At 66.3% G+C, this 24,131-nt stretch carries 26 protein-coding genes, 1 other RNA gene and 1 riboswitch; of the genes, 11 read left to right on the forward strand and 16 right to left on the reverse strand.

All coding sequences use genetic code 11. The annotated features are described in order from the left end of the window. Positions 1-31: 31 nt before the first annotated feature. Positions 32-838, forward strand: a complete 807-nt coding sequence (locus tag AB3X96_RS14115) for a DUF2486 family protein (RefSeq protein ID WP_368590234.1) — start codon at positions 32-34, stop codon at positions 836-838. A 24-nt stretch (positions 839-862) separates the two neighbouring features. On the opposite strand, the gene AB3X96_RS14120 is transcribed toward AB3X96_RS14115, so the two are convergent. Then, positions 863-1,201: a c-type cytochrome gene (locus tag AB3X96_RS14120; protein WP_368590235.1), complete on the reverse strand. Its 339-nt coding sequence runs from the start codon at positions 1,199-1,201 to the stop codon at positions 863-865. Positions 1,202-1,348: 147 nt separating this feature from the next. Continuing rightward, positions 1,349-3,022 carry a dihydroxy-acid dehydratase gene (ilvD, locus tag AB3X96_RS14125; protein WP_176121141.1) on the reverse strand — a complete coding sequence of 558 codons (1,674 nt, stop codon included), beginning with the start codon at positions 3,020-3,022 and terminating at the stop codon, positions 1,349-1,351. Positions 3,023-3,180: 158 nt separating this feature from the next. On the opposite strand from ilvD, the gene AB3X96_RS14130 reads away from it, so the two are divergent. Beyond that, a complete protein-coding gene (locus tag AB3X96_RS14130; RefSeq protein ID WP_176379184.1) occupies positions 3,181-4,167 on the forward strand; it encodes a LysR family transcriptional regulator in 987 nt (328 codons plus the stop codon). A 58-nt stretch (positions 4,168-4,225) separates the two neighbouring features. After that, positions 4,226-5,131 carry a prolipoprotein diacylglyceryl transferase gene (lgt, locus tag AB3X96_RS14135; protein WP_176109317.1) on the forward strand — a complete coding sequence of 302 codons (906 nt, stop codon included), beginning with the start codon at positions 4,226-4,228 and terminating at the stop codon, positions 5,129-5,131. 102 nt (positions 5,132-5,233) lie between these two features. On the opposite strand, the gene AB3X96_RS14140 is transcribed toward lgt, so the two are convergent. From AB3X96_RS14140 to AB3X96_RS14160, 5 genes are all read right to left on the reverse strand, one after another. After that, the gene (locus AB3X96_RS14140; RefSeq protein WP_368590236.1) at positions 5,234-5,956 is read right to left on the reverse strand and encodes an SIMPL domain-containing protein; all 723 of its coding nucleotides are present in this window, start codon (positions 5,954-5,956) and stop codon (positions 5,234-5,236) included. Between the two features lie 257 nt (positions 5,957-6,213). After that, complete coding sequence (locus AB3X96_RS14145) at positions 6,214-6,672, reverse strand: EVE domain-containing protein (RefSeq protein WP_176121144.1); 459 nt, start codon at positions 6,670-6,672, stop codon at positions 6,214-6,216. Positions 6,673-6,811: 139 nt separating this feature from the next. Continuing rightward, positions 6,812-6,993, reverse strand: a non-coding RNA gene (gene ssrS, locus AB3X96_RS14150) — 6S RNA. A 78-nt stretch (positions 6,994-7,071) separates the two neighbouring features. Further along, positions 7,072-7,386, reverse strand: coding sequence for a cell division protein ZapA (locus AB3X96_RS14155; protein WP_013088698.1), 315 nt, complete (start codon positions 7,384-7,386; stop codon positions 7,072-7,074). Further along, positions 7,383-7,742: an ATPase gene (locus AB3X96_RS14160; RefSeq protein WP_368590237.1), complete on the reverse strand. Its 360-nt coding sequence runs from the start codon at positions 7,740-7,742 to the stop codon at positions 7,383-7,385. The genes AB3X96_RS14155 and AB3X96_RS14160 overlap by 4 nt, the downstream gene beginning before the upstream one ends. Positions 7,743-7,962: 220 nt before the next feature. Next, positions 7,963-8,227, forward strand: a riboswitch (cobalamin riboswitch). Between the two features lie 91 nt (positions 8,228-8,318). Between AB3X96_RS14160 and AB3X96_RS14165 the strand changes: the two genes are divergently transcribed. The 6 genes from AB3X96_RS14165 (at position 8,319) to cobC (ending at position 14,727) form a co-directional block, all read left to right on the forward strand. After that, complete coding sequence (locus AB3X96_RS14165; protein ID WP_368590238.1) at positions 8,319-10,250, forward strand: TonB-dependent receptor; 1,932 nt, start codon at positions 8,319-8,321, stop codon at positions 10,248-10,250. A 90-nt stretch (positions 10,251-10,340) separates the two neighbouring features. Next, a complete protein-coding gene (locus AB3X96_RS14170; protein ID WP_368590239.1) occupies positions 10,341-11,354 on the forward strand; it encodes a FecCD family ABC transporter permease in 1,014 nt (337 codons plus the stop codon). Continuing rightward, positions 11,351-12,205, forward strand: a complete 855-nt coding sequence (locus AB3X96_RS14175) for an ABC transporter ATP-binding protein (protein WP_368590398.1) — start codon at positions 11,351-11,353, stop codon at positions 12,203-12,205. Before AB3X96_RS14170 ends, AB3X96_RS14175 begins: the two co-directional genes overlap by 4 nt. Before the next feature lie 35 nt (positions 12,206-12,240). Then, positions 12,241-13,302: a nicotinate-nucleotide--dimethylbenzimidazole phosphoribosyltransferase gene (gene cobT / locus AB3X96_RS14180; RefSeq protein ID WP_368590240.1), complete on the forward strand. Its 1,062-nt coding sequence runs from the start codon at positions 12,241-12,243 to the stop codon at positions 13,300-13,302. Positions 13,303-13,375: 73 nt separating this feature from the next. Further along, a complete protein-coding gene (locus AB3X96_RS14185) occupies positions 13,376-14,152 on the forward strand; it encodes an adenosylcobinamide-GDP ribazoletransferase (protein WP_368590241.1) in 777 nt (258 codons plus the stop codon). Continuing rightward, positions 14,137-14,727, forward strand: a complete 591-nt coding sequence (gene cobC, locus AB3X96_RS14190; protein ID WP_176121149.1) for an alpha-ribazole phosphatase — start codon at positions 14,137-14,139, stop codon at positions 14,725-14,727. Before AB3X96_RS14185 ends, cobC begins: the two co-directional genes overlap by 16 nt. A 53-nt stretch (positions 14,728-14,780) precedes the next feature. Here the strand turns inward: cobC and AB3X96_RS14195 are convergent, their stop codons facing one another. From AB3X96_RS14195 to cobU, 4 genes are read right to left on the reverse strand one after another with little or no spacing between them, the layout of a single operon-like run. Continuing rightward, complete coding sequence (locus AB3X96_RS14195; RefSeq protein ID WP_368590242.1) at positions 14,781-15,731, reverse strand: cobalamin-binding protein; 951 nt, start codon at positions 15,729-15,731, stop codon at positions 14,781-14,783. A gap of 54 nt (positions 15,732-15,785) precedes the next feature. Beyond that, positions 15,786-16,862 carry a threonine-phosphate decarboxylase CobD gene (gene cobD, locus AB3X96_RS14200; protein WP_368590243.1) on the reverse strand — a complete coding sequence of 359 codons (1,077 nt, stop codon included), beginning with the start codon at positions 16,860-16,862 and terminating at the stop codon, positions 15,786-15,788. Positions 16,863-16,895: 33 nt separating this feature from the next. Then, positions 16,896-17,837: an adenosylcobinamide-phosphate synthase CbiB gene (gene cbiB, locus AB3X96_RS14205; protein ID WP_368590399.1), complete on the reverse strand. Its 942-nt coding sequence runs from the start codon at positions 17,835-17,837 to the stop codon at positions 16,896-16,898. Next, complete coding sequence (gene cobU / locus AB3X96_RS14210) at positions 17,837-18,391, reverse strand: bifunctional adenosylcobinamide kinase/adenosylcobinamide-phosphate guanylyltransferase (RefSeq protein WP_368590244.1); 555 nt, start codon at positions 18,389-18,391, stop codon at positions 17,837-17,839. Before cobU ends, cbiB begins: the two co-directional genes overlap by 1 nt. 89 nt (positions 18,392-18,480) lie before the next feature. Between cobU and AB3X96_RS14215 the strand changes: the two genes are divergently transcribed. Continuing rightward, complete coding sequence (locus AB3X96_RS14215) at positions 18,481-20,007, forward strand: cobyric acid synthase (protein WP_368590245.1); 1,527 nt, start codon at positions 18,481-18,483, stop codon at positions 20,005-20,007. Between the two features lie 57 nt (positions 20,008-20,064). Here AB3X96_RS14215 and AB3X96_RS14220 read toward each other — a convergent pair whose 3' ends face one another. After that, on the reverse strand, positions 20,065-20,484 hold the full coding sequence (locus AB3X96_RS14220) for a PaaI family thioesterase (protein ID WP_013088711.1): 420 nt from the start codon (positions 20,482-20,484) through the stop codon (positions 20,065-20,067). Between the two features lie 245 nt (positions 20,485-20,729). Here AB3X96_RS14220 and AB3X96_RS14225 point away from each other — a divergent pair, with 245 nt between their 5' ends. Next, positions 20,730-21,368 carry a ParA family protein gene (locus tag AB3X96_RS14225; RefSeq protein ID WP_368590246.1) on the forward strand — a complete coding sequence of 213 codons (639 nt, stop codon included), beginning with the start codon at positions 20,730-20,732 and terminating at the stop codon, positions 21,366-21,368. Positions 21,369-21,415: 47 nt separating this feature from the next. Here AB3X96_RS14225 and panD read toward each other — a convergent pair whose 3' ends face one another. The 4 genes from panD to AB3X96_RS14245 all read right to left on the reverse strand — a co-directional run bounded on the left by panD (position 21,416) and on the right by AB3X96_RS14245 (position 24,119). Further along, positions 21,416-21,802 carry an aspartate 1-decarboxylase gene (panD, locus tag AB3X96_RS14230; protein WP_018431692.1) on the reverse strand — a complete coding sequence of 129 codons (387 nt, stop codon included), beginning with the start codon at positions 21,800-21,802 and terminating at the stop codon, positions 21,416-21,418. Between the two features lie 60 nt (positions 21,803-21,862). Further along, positions 21,863-22,696: a pantoate--beta-alanine ligase gene (panC, locus tag AB3X96_RS14235; protein WP_013088714.1), complete on the reverse strand. Its 834-nt coding sequence runs from the start codon at positions 22,694-22,696 to the stop codon at positions 21,863-21,865. Between the two features lie 281 nt (positions 22,697-22,977). Further along, positions 22,978-23,913 carry a ScpA family protein gene (locus AB3X96_RS14240; protein ID WP_217709950.1) on the reverse strand — a complete coding sequence of 312 codons (936 nt, stop codon included), beginning with the start codon at positions 23,911-23,913 and terminating at the stop codon, positions 22,978-22,980. A gap of 20 nt (positions 23,914-23,933) precedes the next feature. Beyond that, positions 23,934-24,119 (reverse strand): DUF3460 family protein, encoded by a 186-nt coding sequence (locus AB3X96_RS14245; protein WP_013088716.1) that lies wholly within the window; start codon positions 24,117-24,119, stop codon positions 23,934-23,936. Between the last annotated feature and the right edge of the window lie 12 nt (positions 24,120-24,131).

The raw sequence follows: 24,131 nt of genomic DNA on the forward strand, positions 1-24,131 counted from the left end.
CCTGGCTTCGACTCAAACACGGAGAGCGCACGTGTCCGATCCCAACGACAATTCGATTCCGATCCTGAACGAGGTCATCGTGCCGGGCCGCGCGCGCGAAACGCGCGAGGCGTCGGCCGATGGCGCCGCGCCCGCGCCCCAGGGCGCCAAGCCCGCAACCCCGGCCGCCGCGCAACCGGCGGCGCGCGAGCCGGGATTGCGCACCGAGCCCGCGTTCGCGCCGCCGGCCGCGCATCCGGCCGCGCATCCGGCCGCGCATCCGGCCGAACCGACGCTGGCGCCCCAGCCCGTGCTCGCGCCGCAGCCCGTGCCCACACCCGAGCAACTGAGTTCGCCCGAGCCGGTTCTCGCGCCGGAGCCGGCGCAGACCGAACTTCATCAGCCGCAGGTGGCCGATCACACGCACGCGAGAAAGCAGGCCCGGCCGCATCACGGCATTCATGCGCGACATGGGCATGAGGAGCTGCATGAAGGCCTGCATGAGGACGTGGCCGAGGTGTCGCCCGGTGTGTTCGATCGTACCGAGCCCTTCATACCGCTCGAAGCCGGCGCGACCGTGCCGCCGGATTTCGACCATGAGGGCGCGCACGAAGCCGCTCCCGCTCGGCTCCCACTCGACGCCGACGCGCTCGCCGAACGTTTGCACGGACGCTTTCAGCGTTTTCTGACGGGCGAGGGGCGCGGCATCATCGAGGCGCGCTGCCGCGACGCAGTGCAGCAGCACACGAGCCTGCTCGTCAGTCAGATCACTCGCGAAGTCGCACAGACGCTCGAAGCCGAGATGACCGATTGGGTACGTGAAGCGGTGGAAGAAGAAATCGCGCGGGGCTCGCGTTGACGCCGCGGCGACACGAGAGGTCCGTTATTTGAGCGTCAGCACCCAGGCCGCCAGCGTGGCCGCCTGATCGGGCGTCAGTTGCGTGTTCGCGGGCATCGGCATGGTTCCCCATACGCCGGTGCTGCCATCGAGGATCTTGTGCTTCAGATAGGCCGTGGCGTCGTCGCGACCCGCATACCGGATAGCGACGTCGTGCAGCGCCGGCCCCATGAACGGGCGGTTGACCGAGTGGCAACTCATGCAGTTCTTCTGCTGGGCGAGCGCGAGGCCGGCTGCTTCGGCACGGGCTGCGGGACTCGTGGCGCTCAATGCGGCGGCGAGCGCAACAGAAGCTGCTACGGCTGCGTACGACATCGATTTCATTATGGTCTCCGCCAGTGCAGATGCCCGGCTCGTGGTGCACGCATTATAAGAGCAAAGGGGCGCACGGATTTTCGTGCGCCCTTGGCGTTTTTGCGTAGCGTGGCGGCGGGTTCGTCCAGCGGAGCGGGGCGCGCCGCCCCGTAGCAATTAACCCGTCACCGCCCCCCGATTCGCCGGCAGCGCGAGCGCGAAATACTTCGCCATGACGCCGCGTGTATAACGCGGTTTCGGCGCCTGCCATGCGGCGCGGCGGCGCTGCAGCTCGGCATCGTCGATGTTCAGTTGCAGCAGCAGCCGGTGCGCGTCGATCGTGATCGAATCGCCTTCCTGCACGAGCGCGATCGTGCCGCCGACGAACGCCTCCGGCGCGACGTGCCCGACCACCATGCCCCACGTGCCGCCCGAGAAGCGGCCGTCGGTGATGAGTCCAACCGATTCGCCGAGCCCCTTGCCGATGATCGCCGAGGTCGGCGCAAGCATTTCCGGCATGCCGGGGCCGCCCTTCGGGCCCAGATAGCGCAGCACGACGACATCGCCAGCGACGATCCTGTCGGCGAGGATCGCTTCGAGCGCGCTCTGCTCGTCGTCGAATACGCGCGCCGGACCCGTGATGACCGGGTTTTTCAGTCCGGTGATCTTGGCGACCGCGCCGTCTTCGGCGAGATTGCCCTTCAGGATCGCGAGATGGCCTTCGGCGTACAGCGCGTGGTCGATGGGGAAGATCACCTGCTGATCGCTGCGCGGTTTGCTGGGTACGTCCTTCAGCTCCTCGGCGAGCGTTTTGCCGGTGATCGTCATGCAATCGCCGTGCAGAAGCCCGGCGTCGAGCAGGATCTTCAGCACCTGCGGTATGCCGCCCGCCTTGTGCAGATCGGTGGCGACATACTGGCCCGACGGTTTCAGGTTGCAGATCACCGGCACTTTCTTGCGCATGCGCTCGAAGTCCTCGATCGTCCATTCGACCTCGGCCGCGTGCGCGATCGCCAGATAGTGCAGCACCGCGTTGGTCGAGCCGCCGGTCGCCATGATCAGGGCAACCGCGTTTTCGATCGACTGCTTCGTGATGATGTCGCGCGGCTTCAGATCCTTTTTCACCGCTTCGACGAGCACGCGCGCCGATTCGGCGGCCGAATCGACCTTCTCCTGGTCGGGATTCGCCATCGTCGACGAATACAGTAGCGACATGCCGAGCGCCTCGAACGACGAGCTCATCGTATTGGCCGTGTACATGCCGCCGCACGAACCGGTCGACGGACACGCGTTCTTCTCGATGCCCTCGAAATCCTCCTGCGACATGCGGCCCGCCGTGAATTCGCCGACCGCCTCGAACGACGACACGATCGTCAGATCGGTGCCTTTCCAGTTGCCCGGCCGGATCGTGCCGCCATACACGTAGATGCCCGGCACGTTCATGCGCGCGAGGCCGATCATGCCGCCCGGCATGTTCTTGTCGCAGCCGCCGATCACGACCACGCCGTCCATCCATTGGCCCTGCACGCAGGTCTCGATGCAGTCGGCGATCACCTCGCGCGACACCAGCGAGTACTTCATGCCCTCGGTGCCCATCGACATGCCGTCCGAGATCGTCGGCGTGCCGAAGGTCTGCGGATTCGCGTCGGCGCGCTTGATCGCGGTCACGGCCGCGTCAGCGAGACGCTGCAGGCCGGCGTTGCATGGCGTGATCGTCGAGTGGCCGTTGGCGACGCCGATCATCGGTTTGTCGAAATCCTCCTTCTGGTACCCGAGCGCGTAGTACATCGAGCGATTCGGGGAACGCGCGATGCCTTGCGTGATGTTCTTCGAACGACGGTTGTAGGCCATGGGGAGCTCCATGTCTGGCTGTTCTGATTAGTGCGCACGCGGCGCCCGCGAGCGCATCCGTTCAGTGTAGTTCCGCCAGACCGCGCGAACAGGCGGTTTTGTGTGGCCGGCGTCGCATGTATTATTCGCGGCTCTTCAGGTCGTAAAATATATTAATCATGCTGCCGACGATTCCTGATCTGCGCCAGTTGCGCTATTTCGTCACCGTCGCCGAGGAAAAGCACTTCGGGCGCGCGGCCGCGCGTTTGTCGATGACGCAGCCGCCGCTGTCGCAGGCGATCCGCGCGCTCGAAGAGACGCTCGGCGTCGAGCTGTTCGCGCGCACCAAGCGCTCGGTGGAGCTGACCGCGGTCGGCGCCGATCTGCTGCCGGAGGTGCAGCGGCTGCTCGCGGCGGCGGAAGGTTTAAGGCCGCTTGCGCAGAGCCTCGCGCGCGGCGAGGCGGGCGTGCTGTCGCTCGCGTTCGTATCGACCGCGGATTACGGCCTGCTGCCGCTGCTGCTGCGCGATTTCGGCGCGCGGCATCCGCGCGTGCGGCTGGAGCTGACCGAGGCGACCAGCGACGTGCAGGTCGAGGAACTGGTGGCCGGGCGTATCGACGCGGGTCTGGTGATCGCGCCGCTGCCGTCGCGGCATGCATCGCAGCTGTCGTGGCTGCCGATCGCGCGCGAGCCGCTCGTGATCGCGATGTCGACGGAGATGGCGCGAGGCTTGCAAGGCAGCGTGAACAAAAACGGCAAGGGCAAGCCAAATGAAGACCCCGCCGCCGAATGGCTCGACACGCCCGTCAGCTTGCGCGATCTCGGCGACGCGCCGCTCGTGATCTTCCCGAGACGTCTCGCGCCAGGCTTTTATGACATCATTATGGATTGCTACGGCGTCGCGGGCCTCGCGCCGCGGATCGGCCAGGAGGCGATCCAGATGCAGACCATCGTGAGTCTCGTGTCGGCCGGCATGGGCGTCGCACTGGTGCCGCAATCGTTGCGTAACCTGCGGCGCACGGGCGTCGTGTACCGGCCGTTGTCCGAGTCGGTGCCCGCGATCGAAACGGGGCTCGTCTGGCGTACCGACGAGGTCAGCCCGGTGCTGGCGGGCTTCATCGACATCGTGCGCGCGCATGCGGCGAGCGTGGCGTCGCGTGTCTAGATCCCGCTTCTGATCCCTGTAAAACTGCTTTCGAACCTGAACTGCCCATAACTACACGATGCTCATTCACCCGAATTTCGACCCTGTCGCCATCCATCTGGGGCCGCTCGCCGTGCGCTGGTATGGCTTGATGTACCTCGTCGCGTTCGTCGCGGCGATCGTGGTCGCCCGGCTGCGGCTGCGGCTGCCGTACGTCGCCGCGCAAGGCTGGACCGCAAAGGACATCGACGACATGCTGTTCTTCGGCGTGCTGGGCACGATCCTCGGCGGCCGGCTCGGCTATGTGCTGTTCTACAAGGCCAGCTTCTATTTCGCGCATCCGCTCGACATCTTCAAGGTGTGGGAAGGCGGTATGTCGTTTCACGGCGGCTTTCTCGGCGTCACCATTGCGATGATGCTGTTCGCGTATCAGCGCAAGCGCTCGTGGCTGCAGGTCACCGACTTCGTCGCGCCGATGGTGCCCACGGGCCTCGCGGCGGGGCGGCTCGGCAACTTCATCAACGGCGAGCTGTGGGGCCGCGTGACCGATCCGGCCGCGCCGTGGGCGATGCTGTTCCCCGGCGCCGCGCCCGACGACGCCAGCTGGCTCGCCGCGCATCCGCAATTGGCCGCGCAATGGCATCTGAACGAAGTGTTTGCGCAATATCACATGCTGCCGCGGCATCCGTCGGAGCTGTACGAGATCGCGCTCGAAGGCGTGGCGCTGTTTTTCGTGCTGATTTTCTTCTCGCGCAAGCCGAAGCCGCTCGGCGCGATTTCCGCGATGTTCCTGATCGGCTACGGCCTCGCGCGCTTCACGGTCGAATTCGCGCGCGAGCCGGACGATTTCCTCGGCCTGCTCGCAATGGGGCTGTCGATGGGTCAATGGCTGTCGCTGCCAATGATCCTCGCGGGCATCGGCCTGATGGTGTGGGCGTATCGCCGTGGGCGGCGCGAGCCGGCGCAGGCGGTTGGCGCGAACTGAGCCGCGCCCGGCCAGCGTAGCGAACGCTGCATGAAAAAACGCCACGGCTTCGATGGATGCCGTGGCGTTTCTCTTTGATGCGCTGGCGTTCGCGCGTGCGCGTCACTTCATCTGCACCGACCCCGACACGTTGACCGTCACCGTCGAGGTGCCGCCTTCGAGCGGCATCGGCGCGCTCTTCGCGTCGGCGCCCATCGCGCGTGCGCTCATCATCACCGGACGCGGCATCACGCCGCTGTGATTCACGTTGACCTCGCGGATCGAATAGCCGCTAAAGCCGAACGCCTGCGACGATGCCGCGGCCTGCTCGCGAAACGATTTGATCGCCTCGCCGCTGAGCCGCTGTTCGGCGGCGCGCTGCGCTTCGGGCGACAGCGAGAAGCGCACGTTGCCCACCTGCATGAACGATGCCATCTGTCCGGCGAGCTTCGATGCCGCGGCGAAGTCGTGCGACTCGAGCACGACCTCCGTGCGGCCGCGCCACGCCGAGATGCGTCCGTCGCGGTCCGTCGACGGGAAGATCGAGAACGCACCCGAGCGCGCGGTTACGCCGGCCACGCCGCGCGCCTTCTGCAATGCCGCGTCGGCACGTTGATTCAGCGTCGACGTCAACGCCGACGGCTCGCTCGCTTCCTGCTCGTAAAACAGCGTGATTTCGATTTCGTCCTGCGGGACTTCCGCGCTCGCCTGCGCGTTCAGCGACAGCACGCCCGAGGGCTGCGGCATCATGGTTTGTGCGCGAGCGGGCGCCGGGTTCAGCGCGAGCGCCACTGGCGCGCCAAAGGCGAGCGCGAGTGCGAGGGCCCGTGCGGATTTTGTCGTCATGGCTGGAATCCTTGTTTGAACAGGTTGTGCACGTTCGACGCGTGCGCCGCGTGATGACGCGATGGTGGCGCGCGGTTTGACGGATGCGCTGGCGAATGGATCGGGATGCCGTCGAACGGTTGGTTCGACCTCGCGCTTTCGTCGAGCGATTAGGCGCGTTTTAGTGGCGCTTGGTTCCCCAATTAGTACTTCGCCGCCGCATCGGAAATGATGGCCCCGGACGCGATCACGACACGTGCCGCGTCGCGCATTTGCCCTTAAACCAGCTGTTTAGTGATGAAGCGCCATTCGGCGTCGGTCACCGGTGTGATCGACAGACGGTTGCCTTTGGCGAGCACGCGCATGTCCTGCAATTCGGCATGCTCGCGCAGCGCGGCCAGCGGAATCAGCGGGATTTTCTTCTTGAACACGACGTCGACGAGCATCCAGCGCGGCGTTTCCGGCGACGATTTCGCGTCGTAGTATGGACTCTTTTTATCGAACTGCGTCGGGTCCGGATACGCGGTCGACGAGACTTCCGCGATGCCCGCGATGCCGGGTTCCGGACAGCTCGAATGATAGAAGAGAACGCCGTCGCCGACCTGCATCACGTCGCGCATGAAGTTGCGCGCCTGATAATTGCGCACGCCGGTCCACGGCAAGGTGCGATGCGGTGCGTTGGCGAGGTCGTCGATGCTTGCTTCGTCCGGTTCGGACTTCATCAGCCAGTAGCGCATGAATCGGAGTGAGCGTGTGAGATTGAACGAGGCGCCAACAACAGGCGCACGCGGGAAAGCCCCTGAAACAGGTACACAAAAGAAAAAACGACGACCAAAGAAAAACGGCATCGAACCGAAGTCCGATGCCGTTCCAGATAAGGTCCCCGCCTTAGCCGCTAGGCCGGCATCCTGAACCGAGGGTTCAGAATTGGTCGCAGTTAGCAACACTTCGGGTACATCAGACAGAGTGACGCGCACACCCGTGCTACAAATTTCCGCAACCGTGCACATGGCATTGGTTCAAGGAATATATGACCTTGGCGAACCAGGCAGGGAAGCTAAACCGATGAAGCTACAACACAAACCGTTGAACAAGTGACCGGTTCGAAACCGGCCCGCTATTGAGTCAACTACTGCTTACTGCATGCTGTACTGCTCAATCACAGTACCTAGTTGTTCGTTCATTTGCTGCATTGTACGCCGGATTTCTTCAGCAGGAAATGCTTCTCCGTGTCGCACACTGCTTTGCAGCTTAAGCAGTTCCGATGCCAGCGACAGCGCCGCCATCACCGCGATGCGATCGGTGCCGCGCACGTTGCTGCCGCTGCGGATTTTCTTCATCTCGGCGTCGACGCGCGCGACCGCCTCGAGCAGCGCGCCTTCCGTTTCAGGCGAACAGGCGAGACGGTAGGGTACTTCGAGAATCGATACTTCGATCTGCTTGGTGGTCATGCGCTTTCTCCGTGTCGGCTCACGTCGCCTTCCGCTTCCTCGTGTTCGGGCTGGGCGGACTCGAGCAGATCGAGCTGGTTATCCGGTTCGCTGCTTGCGCGTGCGCGCGGCAATTTTTCGAGAATCGCATTCAGGCGCACCTGAGCGTCGTCGATCTTGGCGGACAGCGCGTCGCGTTCCGCTTGCAGTGCATCGCGCTCGGCACGCAATTGCGCGAGTTCTGCGTGCGTGGCTTGTACTTCGGCACGTGTTTGCGCGAGCTGCTCTTCGAGCGCGATCCGCGCTTCGTTGTGGCGCTGGCTGATCGCAATCAGCTTGCCGATGTTCTGGGAGAGTGATTCGAGTTCGGTGAGCATGTGCTGCGTCCTCTAAAGACATCGCATTTTAGCGCGGAATATTACAGGTTCCGACAATTGTCTCGTTTCGAGACGTAACAGCATCGCTTCGTGCAGGTTCGTTGCGAGTCGTGTCGTCGACCATAAGATAAAAGACCGGCAATCCATCGGACAATAACCTGCATTCGACAGAACGGATCGCGCTCCGGTTGGCCTTTCTTGACGCCCCGCGAAGCCGCTCCTACACTTCCCGCACTCTGGTGCCCGCGCGCGCTTTTCGGCGCGCGCAGTTAAACGGGAAGCAGGGCGCGCGCGGTGCCAAACCGGCTGCGCGAACCTGCGCTGCCCCCGCAACGGTAAACGACCGCATGTGATGTGCTCATGCAGGTCGGTCCTTGTCGCACGGTTGGAAGTTCAATCTGCGAGTGTGCCACTGCGCGTCACGCGTGGGAAGGCGGGATCGATGTGTCGTAGCCCGGATACCGGCCAGAAAAGAGGGACGTCCCCCCGCGAAAACGTTAAACATGGGGGACGCCTCGTGACGCGTCGGCCTGCGGGGAAGCAGGCCGCGCACGCTATCCACAGGAATGTCATCCCATGTTGTCCCCCATCGCCCACGCGACGCTGCTCGCGTTCGCGAGCCTGCCGCTCGTCGCGCATGCGCAAAGCGCCGAGCCTGTGCCTTCATCGTCCGCTGCGGATGCAAGCACCGCGAACGCCCCAAACGTTGCCGATGCGGCCAATCCCGCTTCCGCCGATGCATCGGGCAACGTGCTCTCGCCGATCGTCGTGACCGCACAACGCGGAGCGCAAGCGTTGCGCGACGCGATCCCGCAGACCACGCAGTTCGATCAGCAGGACATCGCCGACACGACTGCGACCGATCTGCCCGGCCTGCTGCGACTCGCGCCCGGCGCGCAAATCTCGCGCACGGGTGGCCCCGGTTCGACCACGAGCCTCTTTCTGCGCGGCGCGTCGTCGACGCAATCGCTGCTGCTGATCGACGGCGTGCGCGTCGATTCGGTGAGTCTCGGCTCCGCTCAGCTCGCACAGATTCCGCTCGACCAGGTCGATCACGTCGAAGTCGTGAACGGCAACGTGTCGGCGTTGTACGGCTCGGGCGCGATCGGCGGTGTCGTGCAGGTGTTCACGAAAGACGGCGGCGATCATCCGCCGCGCTTCAATTTTTCGCTCGGCTACGGCAGCTACCACACGCAGACGCAAACGGCCGGTGTGAACGGCGCGCTCGATCAGGACGGCCGCACGACCTTCAACATCTCGCTCGCTCGCACGAAGAGCGACGGCTTTTCGTCGCTCGATCCGCTCGAGGCGCCGGCCGCGAATCCGAACGCGAACGGCAATCTGAACGAGAGCATCAGCGCGTCGCTGCGCCACAAGTTCACAGACAAGTGGGATGCGGGCGTCAGCTACTTCCAGTCGAACAACAACAACAGCTACGACAATGCGTACGGCGTGCCAACCGATCTGAACAACCTCTATAGCAAGGTGCGTCAGGTGTCGGTGTTTGCGAACGGCAAGCTGACCGAGTGGTGGACCACCCACTTCACGCTCGCCGAGGGCGACGACCGCAGCGTATCGAACACCAATGGCATCTACAACGACCGCTTCGATACCGACAATCGCCAGTACACGTGGCAGAACGATTTCGCGCTCGCCGCGAACCAGAAGCTGCAATTCGGCTACGAGCATCTCGACCAGACTCTCGACTCCGACACGTTCGCCGCGCCCGACCGTCACGTCGATTCGGTCTTCGCCGGCTACAGCGCACGCTTCGGCCGCAACCAGATTCAGGCCAACGTACGCCGCGACCAGTACTCCGATTTCGGCGGAGCGAACAGTTACTATCTCGGCTACGGTTTCGACATCACGTCGCACTGGAAGGTAACCGCAAGCTATTCCGATGCGTTCCGCGCGCCGAGCTTCGACGATCTGTACTATCCGATCAGCGGCAACCCGTCGATCCAGCCCGAGCGCAGTCACTCGGTCGAAGCCGGTTTGCAGTACGCGACCGACGCGCTCGGCGTGATGCGTCTGAACGCATTCCAGACGCGCTATACGAATCTGATCGACTACGTGCAGACGATCCCCGGCATCTATCTCGCGGAGAACGTCGGCCATGCGAAGGTGCAGGGACTCGAAGGATCGTGGAGCGGTCATGTCGGCAAGACCGACGTACGCGCGACATTGACGCTGCAGAACCCGGTCGATCTCGACAGCGGTACCGACCTCGTGCGACGCGCGCGACGCTTCGGGTCGTTCGCGGCGAATCGCAGCATCGGTGGATGGCGGGTTGGCGGCGAGTGGATCGTCAGCGGCCCGCGTCCAGACAGCACCGGTAACCTCGGTGGTTATGGCATCGTGAATCTATCGGCGCGCTACAACATCACGAAGGCGTGGTACGTCAGCGCGCAAATCGACAATCTGTTCAACAAGGACTATGAGACGGCCTACTCGTATAACTCGCCGCGACGCGGTGCGTATGTCACGCTCGGCTGGCAGCAGCAGTGACGCGCGCGCCGGGTTGGCCGCATGCGTGAGGGCACGCGGAGGAGTCGCGCGTCCGGTTCGCTGTCCGCCGCGATGGCAACGCCGCGCCCGATGAACGCGAAACGCGCGGCCGCGATCTGGCTCGGACTCGCGCTCGCCGCCGTCGCGCTGCTCGGCGCGTCGCTGGTGCTCGGCAGCGTGCCGCTCGCGCCGTCGCGCGTGCTTGCGGCGCTCGTGCCAACGCACACGTTCGGCGCCACGGGCAGCGACGATCTCGCCGGCGAAATCGTGCGCACGTTGCGATTGCCGCGCGCGCTCGCGGGCTTCGCGTGCGGCGCGTTGCTCGCGCTCGCCGGCGCGCTGCTTCAGGTGCTGCTGCGCAATCCGCTGGCCGAGCCGTACGTGCTCGGCGTGTCGGGCGGCGCGGCCAGCTTCGCGCTGGTCGCGATGATCGCGGGCGGCGCATGGTGGATCGTCGATGCGAGCGCGTTCGCGGGTGCGTTCGTGTCGATCCTGCTGGTGCTCGGACTCGCGCGTCGCGAACTGTGGCGCGGCGAGCCGCAGGACACGTCGCCGCGTTTGCTGCTGACCGGCGCGGTGATCGCGGCCGGGTGGGGCGCGATGATCACGCTGCTGCTCAATCTCGCGCCCGATAGCCGTCTGCGCGGCATGCTGTTCTGGCTGACCGGCGACCTCAATGGCGGCGCGCTGCCGTGGACCGCGCTGATCGCGCTCGCGCTCGTGTTGCTCGCGATCGTGCCAGCCGCGCCGCGTCTGAACGTGCTGCTGCGCGGCGACGCAGCCGCGCAAGCGCTCGGCGTCGCGGTGATGCCGCTGCGTTTGCGCGTGTACCTGGTCGCGTCGCTGGCGGCGGCAGCGGCGGTGACGACCGCGGGCACGATCGGCTTCGTCGGTCTCGTCGCGCCGCATATGCTGCGGCTCGCGTTCGGCAACGACCAGCGCATGCTGCTGCCGGCGGCTGCACTCGGCGGCGGTGTCGCGGTGATGGGCGCGGATCTGATCGCGCGGACCGTGATTGCGCCCGCGCAATTGCCGGTCGGCGTGATCACGTCGCTGGTCGGCGTGCCGGTGTTCCTGTGGATGCTGCTCAAACGCCGCCGATGATGCAAGCCGAACCCAGCCCCACCTCTTCGATGCTGAGCACGCAGCGCCTGACACTGCGCGCCGGCGCGCGCACCTTGCTCGACGCGTTCACGCACACCTTCAATGCGGGCGAAGTCTGGTGTATCGCCGGGCCGAACGGCGCGGGCAAGACCACCTTGCTGTCGACGCTGGCGGGCCTGTTGCGTCCGGCGGCGGGCCATGTCGAACTCGATGGCGTGCGCGTGGCCGACTGGCAGCCGCTGCCGCTCGCACGGCGCCGCGCGCTGATGCCGCAAAGCGCGGCCGATGCGTTCAATGCCAGCGTGCTCGACATCGTGCTGCTGAATCGCTTCCCGCATCTGGGCGGTTGGGGCTGGGAGCGCGATGAAGATCGCGCGGCTGCACAGGCGGCGCTCGAATCGCTCGGCCTTGCGGGCTTTGCGGCGCGCGACGTGCTGTCGCTATCGGGTGGCGAGCGTCAGCGCGTCGCGCTCGCGGCAGTGCTGTGCCAGGACGCGCCGCTGTTGCTGCTCGACGAACCGTTGTCGCATCTCGACCTGCATCACCAGATCGACTGCCTCGAAGCGCTCGTTGCATGGACGCGCGAGCCGGGACGCAGCATACCGCGCAGTGTGCTGTTCTCCTGCCACGACCTGAACCTCGCGCGCCGCTTCGCGACGCACGCGTTGCTGCTCGACGGCGCGGGCGGCGCGTATGCGGGCCCGGTGCGCGACGTGCTGACGCCCGCGTTGACGAGCCGCGCGTTCGGCTATCCGCTGATTCTGATTCGCGATGGCGAGCACGAGGCGCTGATTCCCGCGCCGCGCGCGCGTCATGAATCGCCTACCGGTCATGACGAACAGTCAGGATGACTATTTATCCCCTATACCTTTTCTCGATCACAACTATGACTCGCATCCCACTCCCGGCCGGTTTACCCGAAGTCGCGCCGCTCGATCAGACGCTGCGCGCCGAGCTGCAACGGATCATCGATACGCGCACCAAACCGCCCGGCAGCCTCGGCCGGCTCGAAACGCTCGCGCGCCAGATGGGCCTGATCCAGCGCAGTACGCGTCCCAGCGTGCAGCGTCCCGCGATGATCGTGTTCGCGGGCGATCACGGTATCGCCGCCGAAGGCGTGAGCCCGTATCCGCAAGCGGTGACCGCGCAGATGGTCGCGAACTTCATCGCGGGCGGCGCGGCGATCAATGCGCTCAGCCGCGTCGCCGGTCTCGAACTCGAAGTGGTCAACGCGGGCATCGCGACGCCGCTGCCGTCCACCGACGGACTCGTCGATATTCCGGTCGGGCCCGGCACGCGCAACTTCGCGCACGAAGCCGCGATGACGCACGCCGAAACGCTCGCCGCGATGCAGGCAGGCGCCGCGCGCGTGCGTCATCACGCGGCGCTCGGCACGAACGTGATCGGCTTCGGCGAGATGGGCATCGCGAACACGTCGGCGGCCGCGTGTCTGATGAGCCGTCTGTGCGGCGTGCCGATCGACGACTGCGTCGGCCGTGGCACCGGTCTCGACAATGCCGGGCTCGCGAAGAAGCGCAACGTGCTCGCGGCGGCGCTCGCGCGTCATCCCGACGCCAGCGCGCCGATCGACGTGCTCGCGACCTTCGGCGGCTTCGAAATCGCGATGATGACGGGCGCATTTATGGCGGCCGCCGAGGCGCGCATGACGATCCTCGTGGATGGTTTCATCGCGACGTCCGCGCTGCTGGTCGCCGATGCGCTGTCGCCCGACGTGCGCGACTACTGCGTGTTCGCGCATGCGTCGAACGAGGCCGGCCATCGGCGCATGCTCGATCATTTCGGCGCGCAGCCGCTGCTGTCGCTCGACATGCGGCTCGGCGAGGGCACGGGCGCCGCGCTCGCGGTGCCGCTGCTGCGCGCGGCGGCGGCTTTCGTCAACGAGATGGCCAGCTTCGATTCCGCGGGCGTCGCGGATCGCGAACCGTGACGCGCTCGAACCCACGCTTCGCGGCAACGCGAAGCTCGGCCCGCGTCGCAGCGAACATGCGCTCGAGACGTCCATGAACCCGCTCGCCGAACTGCGCTATTTCTTCACGGCGCTCGGTTACTTCACGCGCGTGCCGGTGCCGCGCTGGGTCGGCTACGAGCCGCATTATCTGAACGCGGCGGCGCGCTATTTTGCGCTCGTCGGCGTGCTGGTCGGCGGCTTCAGCGCGCTCGTCTATCTGGCCGCGCTGCGCGTGTTTCCGGCGGGCGTCGCGGTGCTGCTGTCGATGGCCGCGTCGCTGCTCGTGACGGGCGCGTTCCACGAGGACGGTCTAGCCGATTGCGTCGATGCGTTCGGTGGCGCCTATACGCGAGACGATGCGTTGCGCATCATGCACGACTCGCGCATCGGTGCTTTCGGTGCCATCGCGCTCGTGATCGCGTTGGCGATCAAGTGGCAAACGCTCGCCGCGTTGCCACCGCTTTCCGCCGCAAGTCTGATGGTTGCGGCGCATGGCGCGAGCCGCGCGTGCGCGATCAGTTATCTGGCCACGCTCGACTATGTGCGCGCCGCGGGCAAAGCCAAGCCGGTCGCGCAGCGTCTGAGCGGGCTGGCGCTGCTGTGCGCCGCGCTGTTCGGGCTGCCGTGGCTGCTGTGGCCGAACGGCCCCGGCGCGCCCGACTGGCGTTTCGCCGCGCTCACGTGTGTCGTGCTGTTGGCGCTGCGCTTCGCGATGGGCCGTTATTTCGTCAGACGCATCGGCGGCTATACCGGCGACTGTCTCGGCTTCGCGCAGCAGATCTTCGAATTGAGCATCTATCTGGTGGGGCTTGCATGGATATCGTCCTGATTCGACATCCCGCTGTCGCGCTCGAGGCGGGGGTTTGTTACGGCCATAGTGATGTCGCGTTGGCGGAAAGCGCCGAGGTCACGTCCAATGCGTTGGCGGTCAAGCTCGCGAGCTTGCAGGTGCCGGCGCCGCGCGTGCTGATCACGAGTCCGCTCACGCGCTGCGCCGCGCTCGCGAATGAGATCGCCAACGACTTCGGCTGCGTGGTCAGCCACGACGAGCGTCTGAAGGAGATGGACTTCGGCGAATGGGAAGCGCAGCGCTGGGATACGATCGATCGCGCCCAGCTCGACGACTGGGCCGCCAATTTCGAGCATGCGCGCGCGCATGGCGGCGAGAGCGTCGCGCAATTCGTCGCGCGTGTGCGAGCGTGGTTCGATGCGTTCGCGCTGACGCGCGAGCTCTCGCCCGCGTACGTGGTCACGCACGCGGGGGTGATGCGCGCGATCGCGTCGTGGGTGCTGGAGGTGCCGCTCGCGCGTTGCCTGCAGTGGTCGCTCGATATGGCCGGGATCGTCTGGTTGCGGCGTAACGACGAGACGCTGCAGTGGTCGCTGGTGCGATGGAATGCGTGACCCGCGTGGTCATGCGGAGAACTGAGCGTATTTTTTGCGCGACCCGCGGCGCGTCATGGCGCGGGTTTGTTTGCGCGCGAGCGCGCCAGTTCGAGGTCCTCGCACAGTTGCCGCGCGCCTTGAGCGATGCGCGGCGCGGGGCGATTGATCAGATCGCCGTCGATCGCAAACAGGTTGTCGTTCGCGACGGCCGCGAGACGCGGCCACGCGCGCCACGTGTCGAGTTGCGGCAGCGTCGTGTCGGGCTGCGTCGCGCCGGGCGCCGCCGTGACGATCGCCTGCGGATTCGCCGCGAGCACCGCTTCGGTCGATACGGTCGGCACGAGCGGCTGCAAGTCCGCGAACACGTTGCGGCCGCCGCATAGCGTGATCACGTCGCTGATCATGTGCTCGCCGTTGAGCGTCATCAGCGGCCGCTCCCATACCTGATAAAACACGCTGACTACGGGGCGATTCGCATACCGCGCGCGCAGGCGGCCGATGTCGTCGCGATAGGCGGCCGCCGCCGCGTCCGCACTCGTCGAGGTGCCGAGCAGCCGGCCGAGCTTCGTCAGCGACACGGCGATATCGTCGAGACGGCGCGGCTCGCTGAAAAAGAGCGGCACGTGCAGCTCGCGCAAGCGCTCGAGCTGACGCTGCGCATTGCCATGCCGCCACACGACGATCAGATCCGGTTTCAGCGCGACGATGCGTTCGAGGTCGAGCGCCTTGTTGTCGCCGACGCGTGGCAGTTGTTTCGCTTCGGGCGGATAGTCGCTGTACGACACCGCGCCGACCATCTTCGGGCCGCCGCCCGCGGCGTACACCAATTCGGTCACGTGCGGGGCGAGGCTGATCACGCGCTGCGCGGGCGCGGCGAGCGTGACGGTCGCGCCGCTGTCGTCGGTGACGGTGATCGCGGCGTGCGCGCTCAGCGCAGTTAGAGCGAGCGCTGCGGCGCTGAACCAATGGATGAAGTGGCGCGCGGGCGCGGCAAAGCGAGCGGAGCGAGTGAAGCGGGTCATCGGGCGAGGGCGGATCACGAAGCGTTGAACGGCTGGGGTGCGAAGGACGGTGCGCTAACCCGAGCGCGCGGTATCGATCGAATCAACCGCCTGTTGAAGCAGTTGTTCGAAGCGGGTCCATTCGGCCTCATCGCCCGGCAGCCCGAAGCGCACGCTGGCCGATGGCACCCGGGGCGATGGCGGAAAAAGACGCGTCCACACGCCGCGCCGCGCGAGCGCTTCATGCAATGCGGCGGCGCGCGCATCGTCGGTCCATGCGAAAAGCGGCGTGCCGCGAGTCGCGAAACCGTGCGCGTGCAACAGCCCGGCAAGCCGTGCGCTTTCGCCGATCAGCCGCTCGCGCATCCGCGTTTGCCACGCGGCATCGGCGAACGCGGCGCTTACCGCATGACGCGCGGGACCGCTGACCGTCCACGCGCCCAATCTGTCGCGCAACGCGGCGAGCAAGGCGGGCGCGCCCAGTACGAAGCCGGCGCGCACACCCGCGAGCCCGAAGAACTTGCCGGGCGAGCGCAACACGACGAGCCCGTCCCGCTGCGTATGCGCCGCCAGCGAAGCGACGCGCGCGGCCGGCAGCGTATCGGCGAACGCCTCGTCGACCAGCAGCGTGCCGCCCCGTTCGCGCAGCTGCGCATGCCAGTGCAGCAGCCGCGCGGCATCCAGATGCGTAGCCGTCGGATTGTTGGGATTGACGATCACGACATGCGTGAGCGCGGCGGGCAGCGTGTCGCGATGCACGTCGAGCGGCATGACCTCGTGTCCGGCGCGCGCGAACGCGGGCCCGTACTCGCCGTAGGTCAGCGGCGCGATGCCGAGCGTCGCGCGCGGCAGCAACGCGGGCAGCGCGCGAATCGCCGCCTGGCTGCCGGCCACCGGCAGCACATGCGCGGCATCGGGTGCGCCGTAGTAGCGCGCGGCCCGCTCGGCGAAGCCGTCGCCTTCGTCGGGCAAACGACGCCACGCGTCGGCGGGCAACGGCGGCACCGGATAGCCGTGCGGATTGATGCCGGTGGACAGATCGAGCCACTGTGCGTACGGAATGCCGTAGCGCGCCGCCGCTTCGTGCAGGTTGCCGCCGTGTGCGATCGGATCGACTGCGGCGTGTTCGCGGGCTTGTGTCCGGTCGGTCATGCGCTCATCCCATCGCTACGCGTGTCGTTTCGCTCAGCCATGAAACGGCACGCTCAACAAGGCCAGCACGATCAGTACGGCCAGCCACAGAATCACCGTGCGTTCGACCAGCATCAACGCGGCGCCCACATGACGCGCCTCGGCGCGATGCCCGAAGCCCAGCGTCGGCCGATGCTCGAGCGTGCCGTGATACACGGCCGGCCCGCCGATCAGCACGTTGAGGCTGCCTGCGCCGGCCGCCATCACCGGTCCCGCGTTCGGGCTGTCCCAGCGTGGCGCCTGCTCGCGCCAGCAGCGCCATGCGGTCAGCGTGTCGCCGAGCAGCGCGTAGCTGGTGGCGGTCAGCCGCGCGGGAATCCAGTTCAGCACGTCGTCGATGCGCGCGGCGGCCCAGCCGAAGCGCAGAAAGCGCGGCGTGCGATAACCCCACATCGCGTCGAGCGTATTGGCGAGGCGAAAGCCGAGCGCGCCAGGCCCGCCCGCGAGCGCGAACCAGAACAGCGCGCCGAAGATCGCGTCGTTGCCGTTTTCGAGCGCCGATTCGACCGCGGCGCGCGCGAGCGCGGCCTCGTCGGACTGACTGGTGTCGCGCGACACGATCCGCGCGGTCAGCTCCCGTGCGGTGGCGAGATCGTGTTGGCCGAGCGCCCGCGAGATCGGCGCGATGTGATCGCGCAGGCTGCGCGCGCCGAGCGCGAACCACAGCAGCGCGACATGCAGCGCGCAGGCCGCGAACAACGGCAGCACGGCGACCAGCCACCACGCGATCAGCACCGGCGGCAGCACCGCGAGCGCCCACGCGAGCAGCCCCTTGAGCCGCAGACGCCGGTCGTGATTGAAGCGCGCCTCGATGCGCGCGGCCCAGTTACCGAAGCCGACCAGCGGATGCCGGCTGCTCGGCTCGCCGAACCAGCGATCGACGGCGATGCCCGCGACCGCGAGCGTCGCGATCAGCGGCATCGTCAGCGGCGGCATTACGAGCGGCTCGCGCATTTCAGCGCGAGCGGCAGTCCCGCGACCATCAGCGTGGCTGCGCTGCTCAGTGCGGCGATGCGCTGATTGAGGCGGCCGAGTTCGTCGACGTAAAGGCGGGTAGCTTCGCCAAGCGGCACGACGCCGAGCCCGATCTCGTTGCTGACGACGATGATCTTGCCCCGCGCGCCGGCGAGCGCCGCTTCGAACGCGGAGGCCTGCTCGTAGTAATGCGACAGCGGCGGCGCGGCGCCGTCGGCGGGACACAGCAGGTTGGCGAGCCACAGCGTCAGGCAATCGATCAGCAGACACTGGCCCGGCGCGTCGTGTTGCGCGAGCGCGCCCGCGAGATCGTCGTCCGCTTCGACGAGCCCCCAATGGGCGGGCCGCCGCGCGCGATGATGCGCGATGCGCGCGTTGAATTCGGCGTCGTCGGTGACGCGGGCGGTGGCGATGTAGGTGACGGGGAGGGCGCTGTCGCTGGCGAGCCGCTCGGCATGCGCGCTCTTGCCCGAGCGGGCGCCGCCGAGGACGAAGGTGAGGTCGCGGGGAGTCATCCTCTGATTGTACCGGCGCGATGGGATAATGCCGCTCGATTCCATTGCAACGCCACTGTCCACCTTCCACCTGCACCGCCGTGATCCGAATGCCCATTTCCTCCGACACCCTGCCCGTGCCTCGCGGCACGCTGATGATCCAGGGCACCACGTCCGACGCGGGCAAGAGCACGCTGGTCGCGGGACTGTGCCGCCTCGCGCGGCGTGCGGGCGCGCGGGTCGCGCCGTTCAAGCCGCAGAACATGGCGCTGAACAGCGCGGTCACCGTCGACGGCGGCGAGATCGGCCGCGCACAGGCATTGCAGGCGCTCGCCGCGGGCATCGACGCGCACACCGATCTGAACCCGGTGCTGCTGAAGCCGACCAGCGATCGCGGCGCGCAGGTGATCATTCACGGCAAGGCGCGCATCAATCTCGACGCGCGCGCGTATCACGACTACAAGCCGGTCGCGTTCGAGGCGGTGCTGGAGTCGTATGCGCGGGTGCGCGCGGCGTACGACACGATTTTCGTCGAAGGCGCGGGCAGTCCGGCCGAGATCAATCTGCGCGAGCGCGACATCGCGAACATGGGTTTCGCCGAGGCGGTCGATTGCCCGGTCGTGCTGGTCGCCGACATCGACCGCGGCGGCGTATTCGCGCACCTGACCGGCACGCTCGCCTGTCTGTCCGACAGCGAGCAGGCGCGGGTGCGCGGTTTCATCATCAACCGCTTTCGCGGCGACATCGGTTTGTTGAAGCCCGGGCTCGACTGGCTGGAAGCGAAGACCGGCAAGCCGGTGCTCGGGGTCGTGCCGTATCTGCATGGCCTGACGCTCGACGCCGAGGACATGCTGCCGCCCGAGCTGCGCGCGGCGGCGAGCGGGGAATCGCGCCGGCTGCTGCGCGTGGTCGTGCCGGTGCTGCCGCACATCAGCAACCACACTGACTTCGACGCATTGCGCGCGCATCCGCAGGTCGATTTTCACTATGTGCGCGCGGGTACGCCGCCGCCGGCCGCCGATCTGATCATCCTGCCGGGCTCGAAGAACGTGCCGGACGACCTCGCGTTTCTGCGCGCGCAGGGCTGGGGCGACGTGCTCGCGCGGCATCTGCGCTATGGCGGCCGGGTGATCGGCATTTGCGGCGGCATGCAGATGCTGGGACGAGAGATCGCCGATCCGCATGGCGTCGAAGGCGCGCCCGGCACCTTTGCGGGCTTTGGCTGGCTCGACTATGCGACGGTGCTCACGCGCGACAAGACGCTGAAGAACGTGACTGGACGCCTCGCGCTGCCCGGCGCACCGGACGTCGCCGGCTACGAGATTCATATGGGGGAGACGCGCGGACCGGCATTGGATACGCCGGCGCTGCGACTCGACCGTGCTGGTCCGCGCGAGGGCGGCGCGGACTTCGGCCGTCCCGATGGCGCATTGTCCTCCGACGGCCAGATTCTCGCGACCTATGTGCATGGCCTGTTCGACACGCCGGCCGCGTGCGCGGCGCTGCTCGCGTGGGCGGGGTTGAGCGACGCCGAAGCGGTGGACTATCCGGCTTTGCGCGAGGCGTCGCTGGAGCGGCTGGCTGATACGCTCGCCGAGCACGTCGATATGCGCGGGCTGTTCGCGGCGCTCGGGTGACGCTTTGCGCTGACCTTTTCGATCGGATCGAAAGCCATTGCTGCGCGGGCGGGTCGCTTAGTACAACACCATCTGCGTGCAACGAAACAGTGCGATGGTCTTACCATCGGGACCAGTGACCGTCGCGTCCCAGACCTGCGTGCTGCGCCCAAGGTGCACACTCTTCGCGACCGCGCGGATCGTGCCCTGCGTCGCGGTGCCGAGGAAGTTGCTCTTCAGCTCGACCGTCGTGAAATTGCGCGAATTTTCGGGCAGATGCGCGATGCACGCGTAGCCGCAGGCGGTGTCGGCGAGGCCGATCACGGTGGCCGCGTGCAGGAAGCCGTTCGGCGCGAGCAGTTCCTCGCGCACGGTCAGTTCGGCGATCAGCGTGCCCTGGTCCACGGTCAGCACGCGCAGGCCCAGCAGGTCCGGCAGCGTGCCCTTCTGGCGTTCCTGCAGGCGTTCGACGGTGTATTCCGGGCGCAGTTTGCTCATGAGATTTCAGGTCCTTGTCGATAAAAACGGCGGTTTGCGGCGGCCGATTCGCGATGCGGGGGTTTCGGCCGCGCGGGATTTGTCGATATTATCAACGGCTGAACCGGTGGGCGTACCTGGAAGCCAAACTTCGAACGGCAGCGTTCATGGAGCCCGCCGGCGCCGGTCACAGCGGATCGGCGGGTACGGAGCAATAGCGCGGCAAACCGGCTGGCAGCGGTCCAGCCTTCTTTCCGGGAGATTTCATGTCGGTGATCGTGGTGGCGAATCCGAAGGGCGGCGTGGGCAAGAGCACGCTATCGACCAATCTGGCCGGCTATTTCGCCGCGGAGGGCGAATGGGTCGCGCTGGCCGACCTCGACAAGCAGCACTCCGCGCATGCGTGGCTCGAATTGCGGCCCTCCACGCTGCCGACCATCGAAACCTGGGAGGTCAATCCCGACACGCCGGCCAAGCCGCCGAAAGGCCTCGAGCACGCGGTCGTCGACACGCCGGCCGGCCTGCATGGCAATCGCATGAACATTGCGCTCGATCTCGCCGACAAGGTGATCGTGCCGCTCCAGCCGTCGATGTTCGATATTCTCGCGACCCAGGAATTTCTCGAGCGGCTCGCGAAGGAAAAGGCGGTCAGGAAGGGCGCGATCGAGATCGGCGTGGTGGGCATGCGCGTCGATGCACGCACGCGCTCGGCCGAGCAGCTGCATCGCTTCGTCGAGGGCTTGAAGCTGCCGGTGCTCGGCTTTCTGCGCGATACGCAGAACTACGTGCAGCTCGCGGCGCACGGCCTGACTCTGTGGGATGTCGCGAAAAGTCGCGTGGAGAAGGATCTCGAGCAGTGGCAGCCGATCGTCGAGTGGACGAACGGCACGGGAAAGAAGGGCTGAGGCGGGGGGCTGCCCGCCATCAGTGAAGCATCGAGCTGATGCCTCGCTCAGCTCCAGGCCTGCGTGGGCACGTGGTCGCGGCTGCCCTTGATCTTGTTGTTTTCATCGACGAACACGAGGTCCGGCTTCCAGCCCGCCTTCAGCTCCGCCTCGTCGACCACCGCGAACGCCGCGATGATGACCAGATCGCCGAGCTGCGCGCGACGCGCGGCCGAGCCGTTCAGCGAAATCATGCCGCTGCCGCGCTCACCCTTGATTGCGTAGGTCGAGAAGCGCTCGCCGTTGTTGATGTTCCAGATGTCGATGCGCTCGTTTTCGACGATGTTCGCCGCTTCCAGCAGGTCTTCGTCGATCGCGCACGAGCCCTCGTAGTGGAGCTCGCAGTGCGTGACCGCGACGCGGTGAATCTTCGACTTCAGCATATTGCGTTGCATGATCAATCCAATCCTGTGTGACTGCGCAGTGTAACTGTGTTTGCGCGGGCGGGTGCGGCGTCAGATTTCGAGGTTGTCGATGAGCCGGGTCGCGCCGAGCTTCGCGGCGGCCAGCACGACGAGCGGTGCGTTGGCGTCCTGCGCGCCGGGCGCGATCAGGTTCGAGCGCTTGCGGATCGCGATGTAATCGGGATTCCAGCCGCGCGCCGCGAGCGTCGCTTTGGCCGACTCCTCGAGCTTCGCGAAGTCGCGCTCGCCAGCGAGCACCGCGTCGCGCACCCGATTGAGTTCGGCGGCCAGCATCGGCGCCTCGGCGCGCTCGGCGGCCGAAAGGTAGCGGTTGCGCGAGCTGAGCGCGAGGCCGTCGGTGTCGCGCACGGTTTCGGCGGCGACGATGTCGGTCGGCAGCGCGAATTGGTGGCACATCTGGCGCACGATCATCAGCTGCTGATAATCCTTCTTGCCGAACACCGCGACGCGCGGCTGTACGCACGACATCAGCTTCATCACCACGGTACAGACGCCGTGGAAGAAGCCGGGGCGGAATTCACCCTCGAGGATGTCGCCGAGATCGTGCGGCGGATGGACGCGATACTCCTGCGGCTCCGGATACATGTCCTTTTCGGTCGGCGCGAACAGCACGTAGACGCCTTCCTTCTGCAGCTTTTCGATGTCGGCTTCGAGCGTGCGCGGATATTTGTCGAAATCCTCGTTCGGGCCGAATTGCAGGCGATTGACGAAAATGCTCGCCACGACCGGGTCGCCGTGCTGGCGCGCGAGGCGCATCAGCGACAGATGGCCCTCGTGGAGGTTGCCCATCGTCGGTACAAAGGCCGTGCGATTCTGGCCGCGCAACTGGTCGCGCAATTCATGGATCGAGCTGATGACTTTCATGATCGGACAGGGATAGGCTCGCGCGGCGCGCGATCCGGTTGGCGCGACACCTGGCGGAATAGCGCGGGTCATCGCCTCGCCGGCAAATGACGGGTTCGGAGCGCGGATTGTAGTGGATTTGGGCAGCGGGCGCACCGAATCGCGGCGGCACTTTCGAGCGGCGCGCCGCGCGCTTGCCGCGCAGTTCCCGCTGAGGGCCGCCAGGCTTCGCTGCGACGCTTCGTAACGAGTTTCCCGCGGTTGCGGCCCCGATCCGACCGTTAAGCGGCTGTCTTTCGCACTCAGGCCGGCAGATACGCCAGTCGCACGTAAATCGGCGCGAACGGCTCCGCCTGAGTGATTTCGACGAGTGATTCACGGCACAGCTCGAGCACGGCGATGAAGTTCACGACGACCACCGGCACACCGCGGCTCGTGTCGAACAGATCGGAAAACTCGATGAAGCGCGCGTTCTGCAACTGCCGCAGGATCAGGCTCATGTGCTCGCGCACCGACAGTTCCTCGCGCGAAATCTTGTGATGCTGGACCAGCTTCGCACGCTTGATCACGTCGGCCCACGCGGCGCGCAGGTCGTCGCTGTTCACGTCTGGAAAACGCGGCGTGACGCTCTGCTCGATATAGACCTCGGCGCGCAGGAAATCGCGCCCGAGCTGCGGCAATTGGTCGATGCGTTGCGCGGCGAGCTTGATCTGCTCGTATTCGAGCAGGCGGCGCACCAGTTCGGCGCGTGGGTCTTCGGCTTCCTCGCCGGTGTCGGCCTTCTTGACCGGCAGCAGCATGCGCGACTTGATCTCGATCAGCATCGCGGCCATCAGCAGATACTCGGACGCGAGTTCGAGATTGGTCTTGCGCAGTTGCTCGACGTAGCCGAGATATTGCTCCGTGACATCCGCCATCGGGATGTCGAGCACGTTGAAGTTCTGCTTGCGGATCAGGTACAGCAGCAGGTCGAGCGGCCCCTCGAAGGTCTCGAGGAACACCTCGAGCGCGTCCGGCGGGATGTACAGGTCGTTCGGCAGCTTGAACAGCGGCTCGCCGTACAGACGCGCGAAAGCGACGCCGTCGACCGTGTCGGGCGTCGAATCGGTAGCGGGCGTGGCAAGCGCGGTGTCGGACGGTGCCGGCGCTGGGCCGCGAACCGGGCCGTGTATCGGGCCGTGAACTGGGCCGTGAAGCGGGCCGTGAAGCGGACCATGCACCTCGTCAGCGTGACTCATCGTCGGCGTGACTGGAGCGCTTAGAAGTTCTGGTAGTACGAGTAGGGCGTCTGCTGCACGCGCGAAGCTTTCTGCTCGGCGCGCTCTTCCAGATCGATCGGCTGTTTGTCCCACAGCAGTGCGCGGCCTTTGCGTTGCTCGGCCTCCAGATTGGGCTTCTGTTGCTTGAGCTGGTTCAGGAACTGGGTGATGTCCGATTGATACATGGCTCGACGTCC

Source organism: Paraburkholderia sp. BR13439, assembly GCF_040948805.1.
Taxonomy (GTDB): Bacteria; Pseudomonadota; Gammaproteobacteria; order Burkholderiales; family Burkholderiaceae; genus Paraburkholderia; species Paraburkholderia youngii.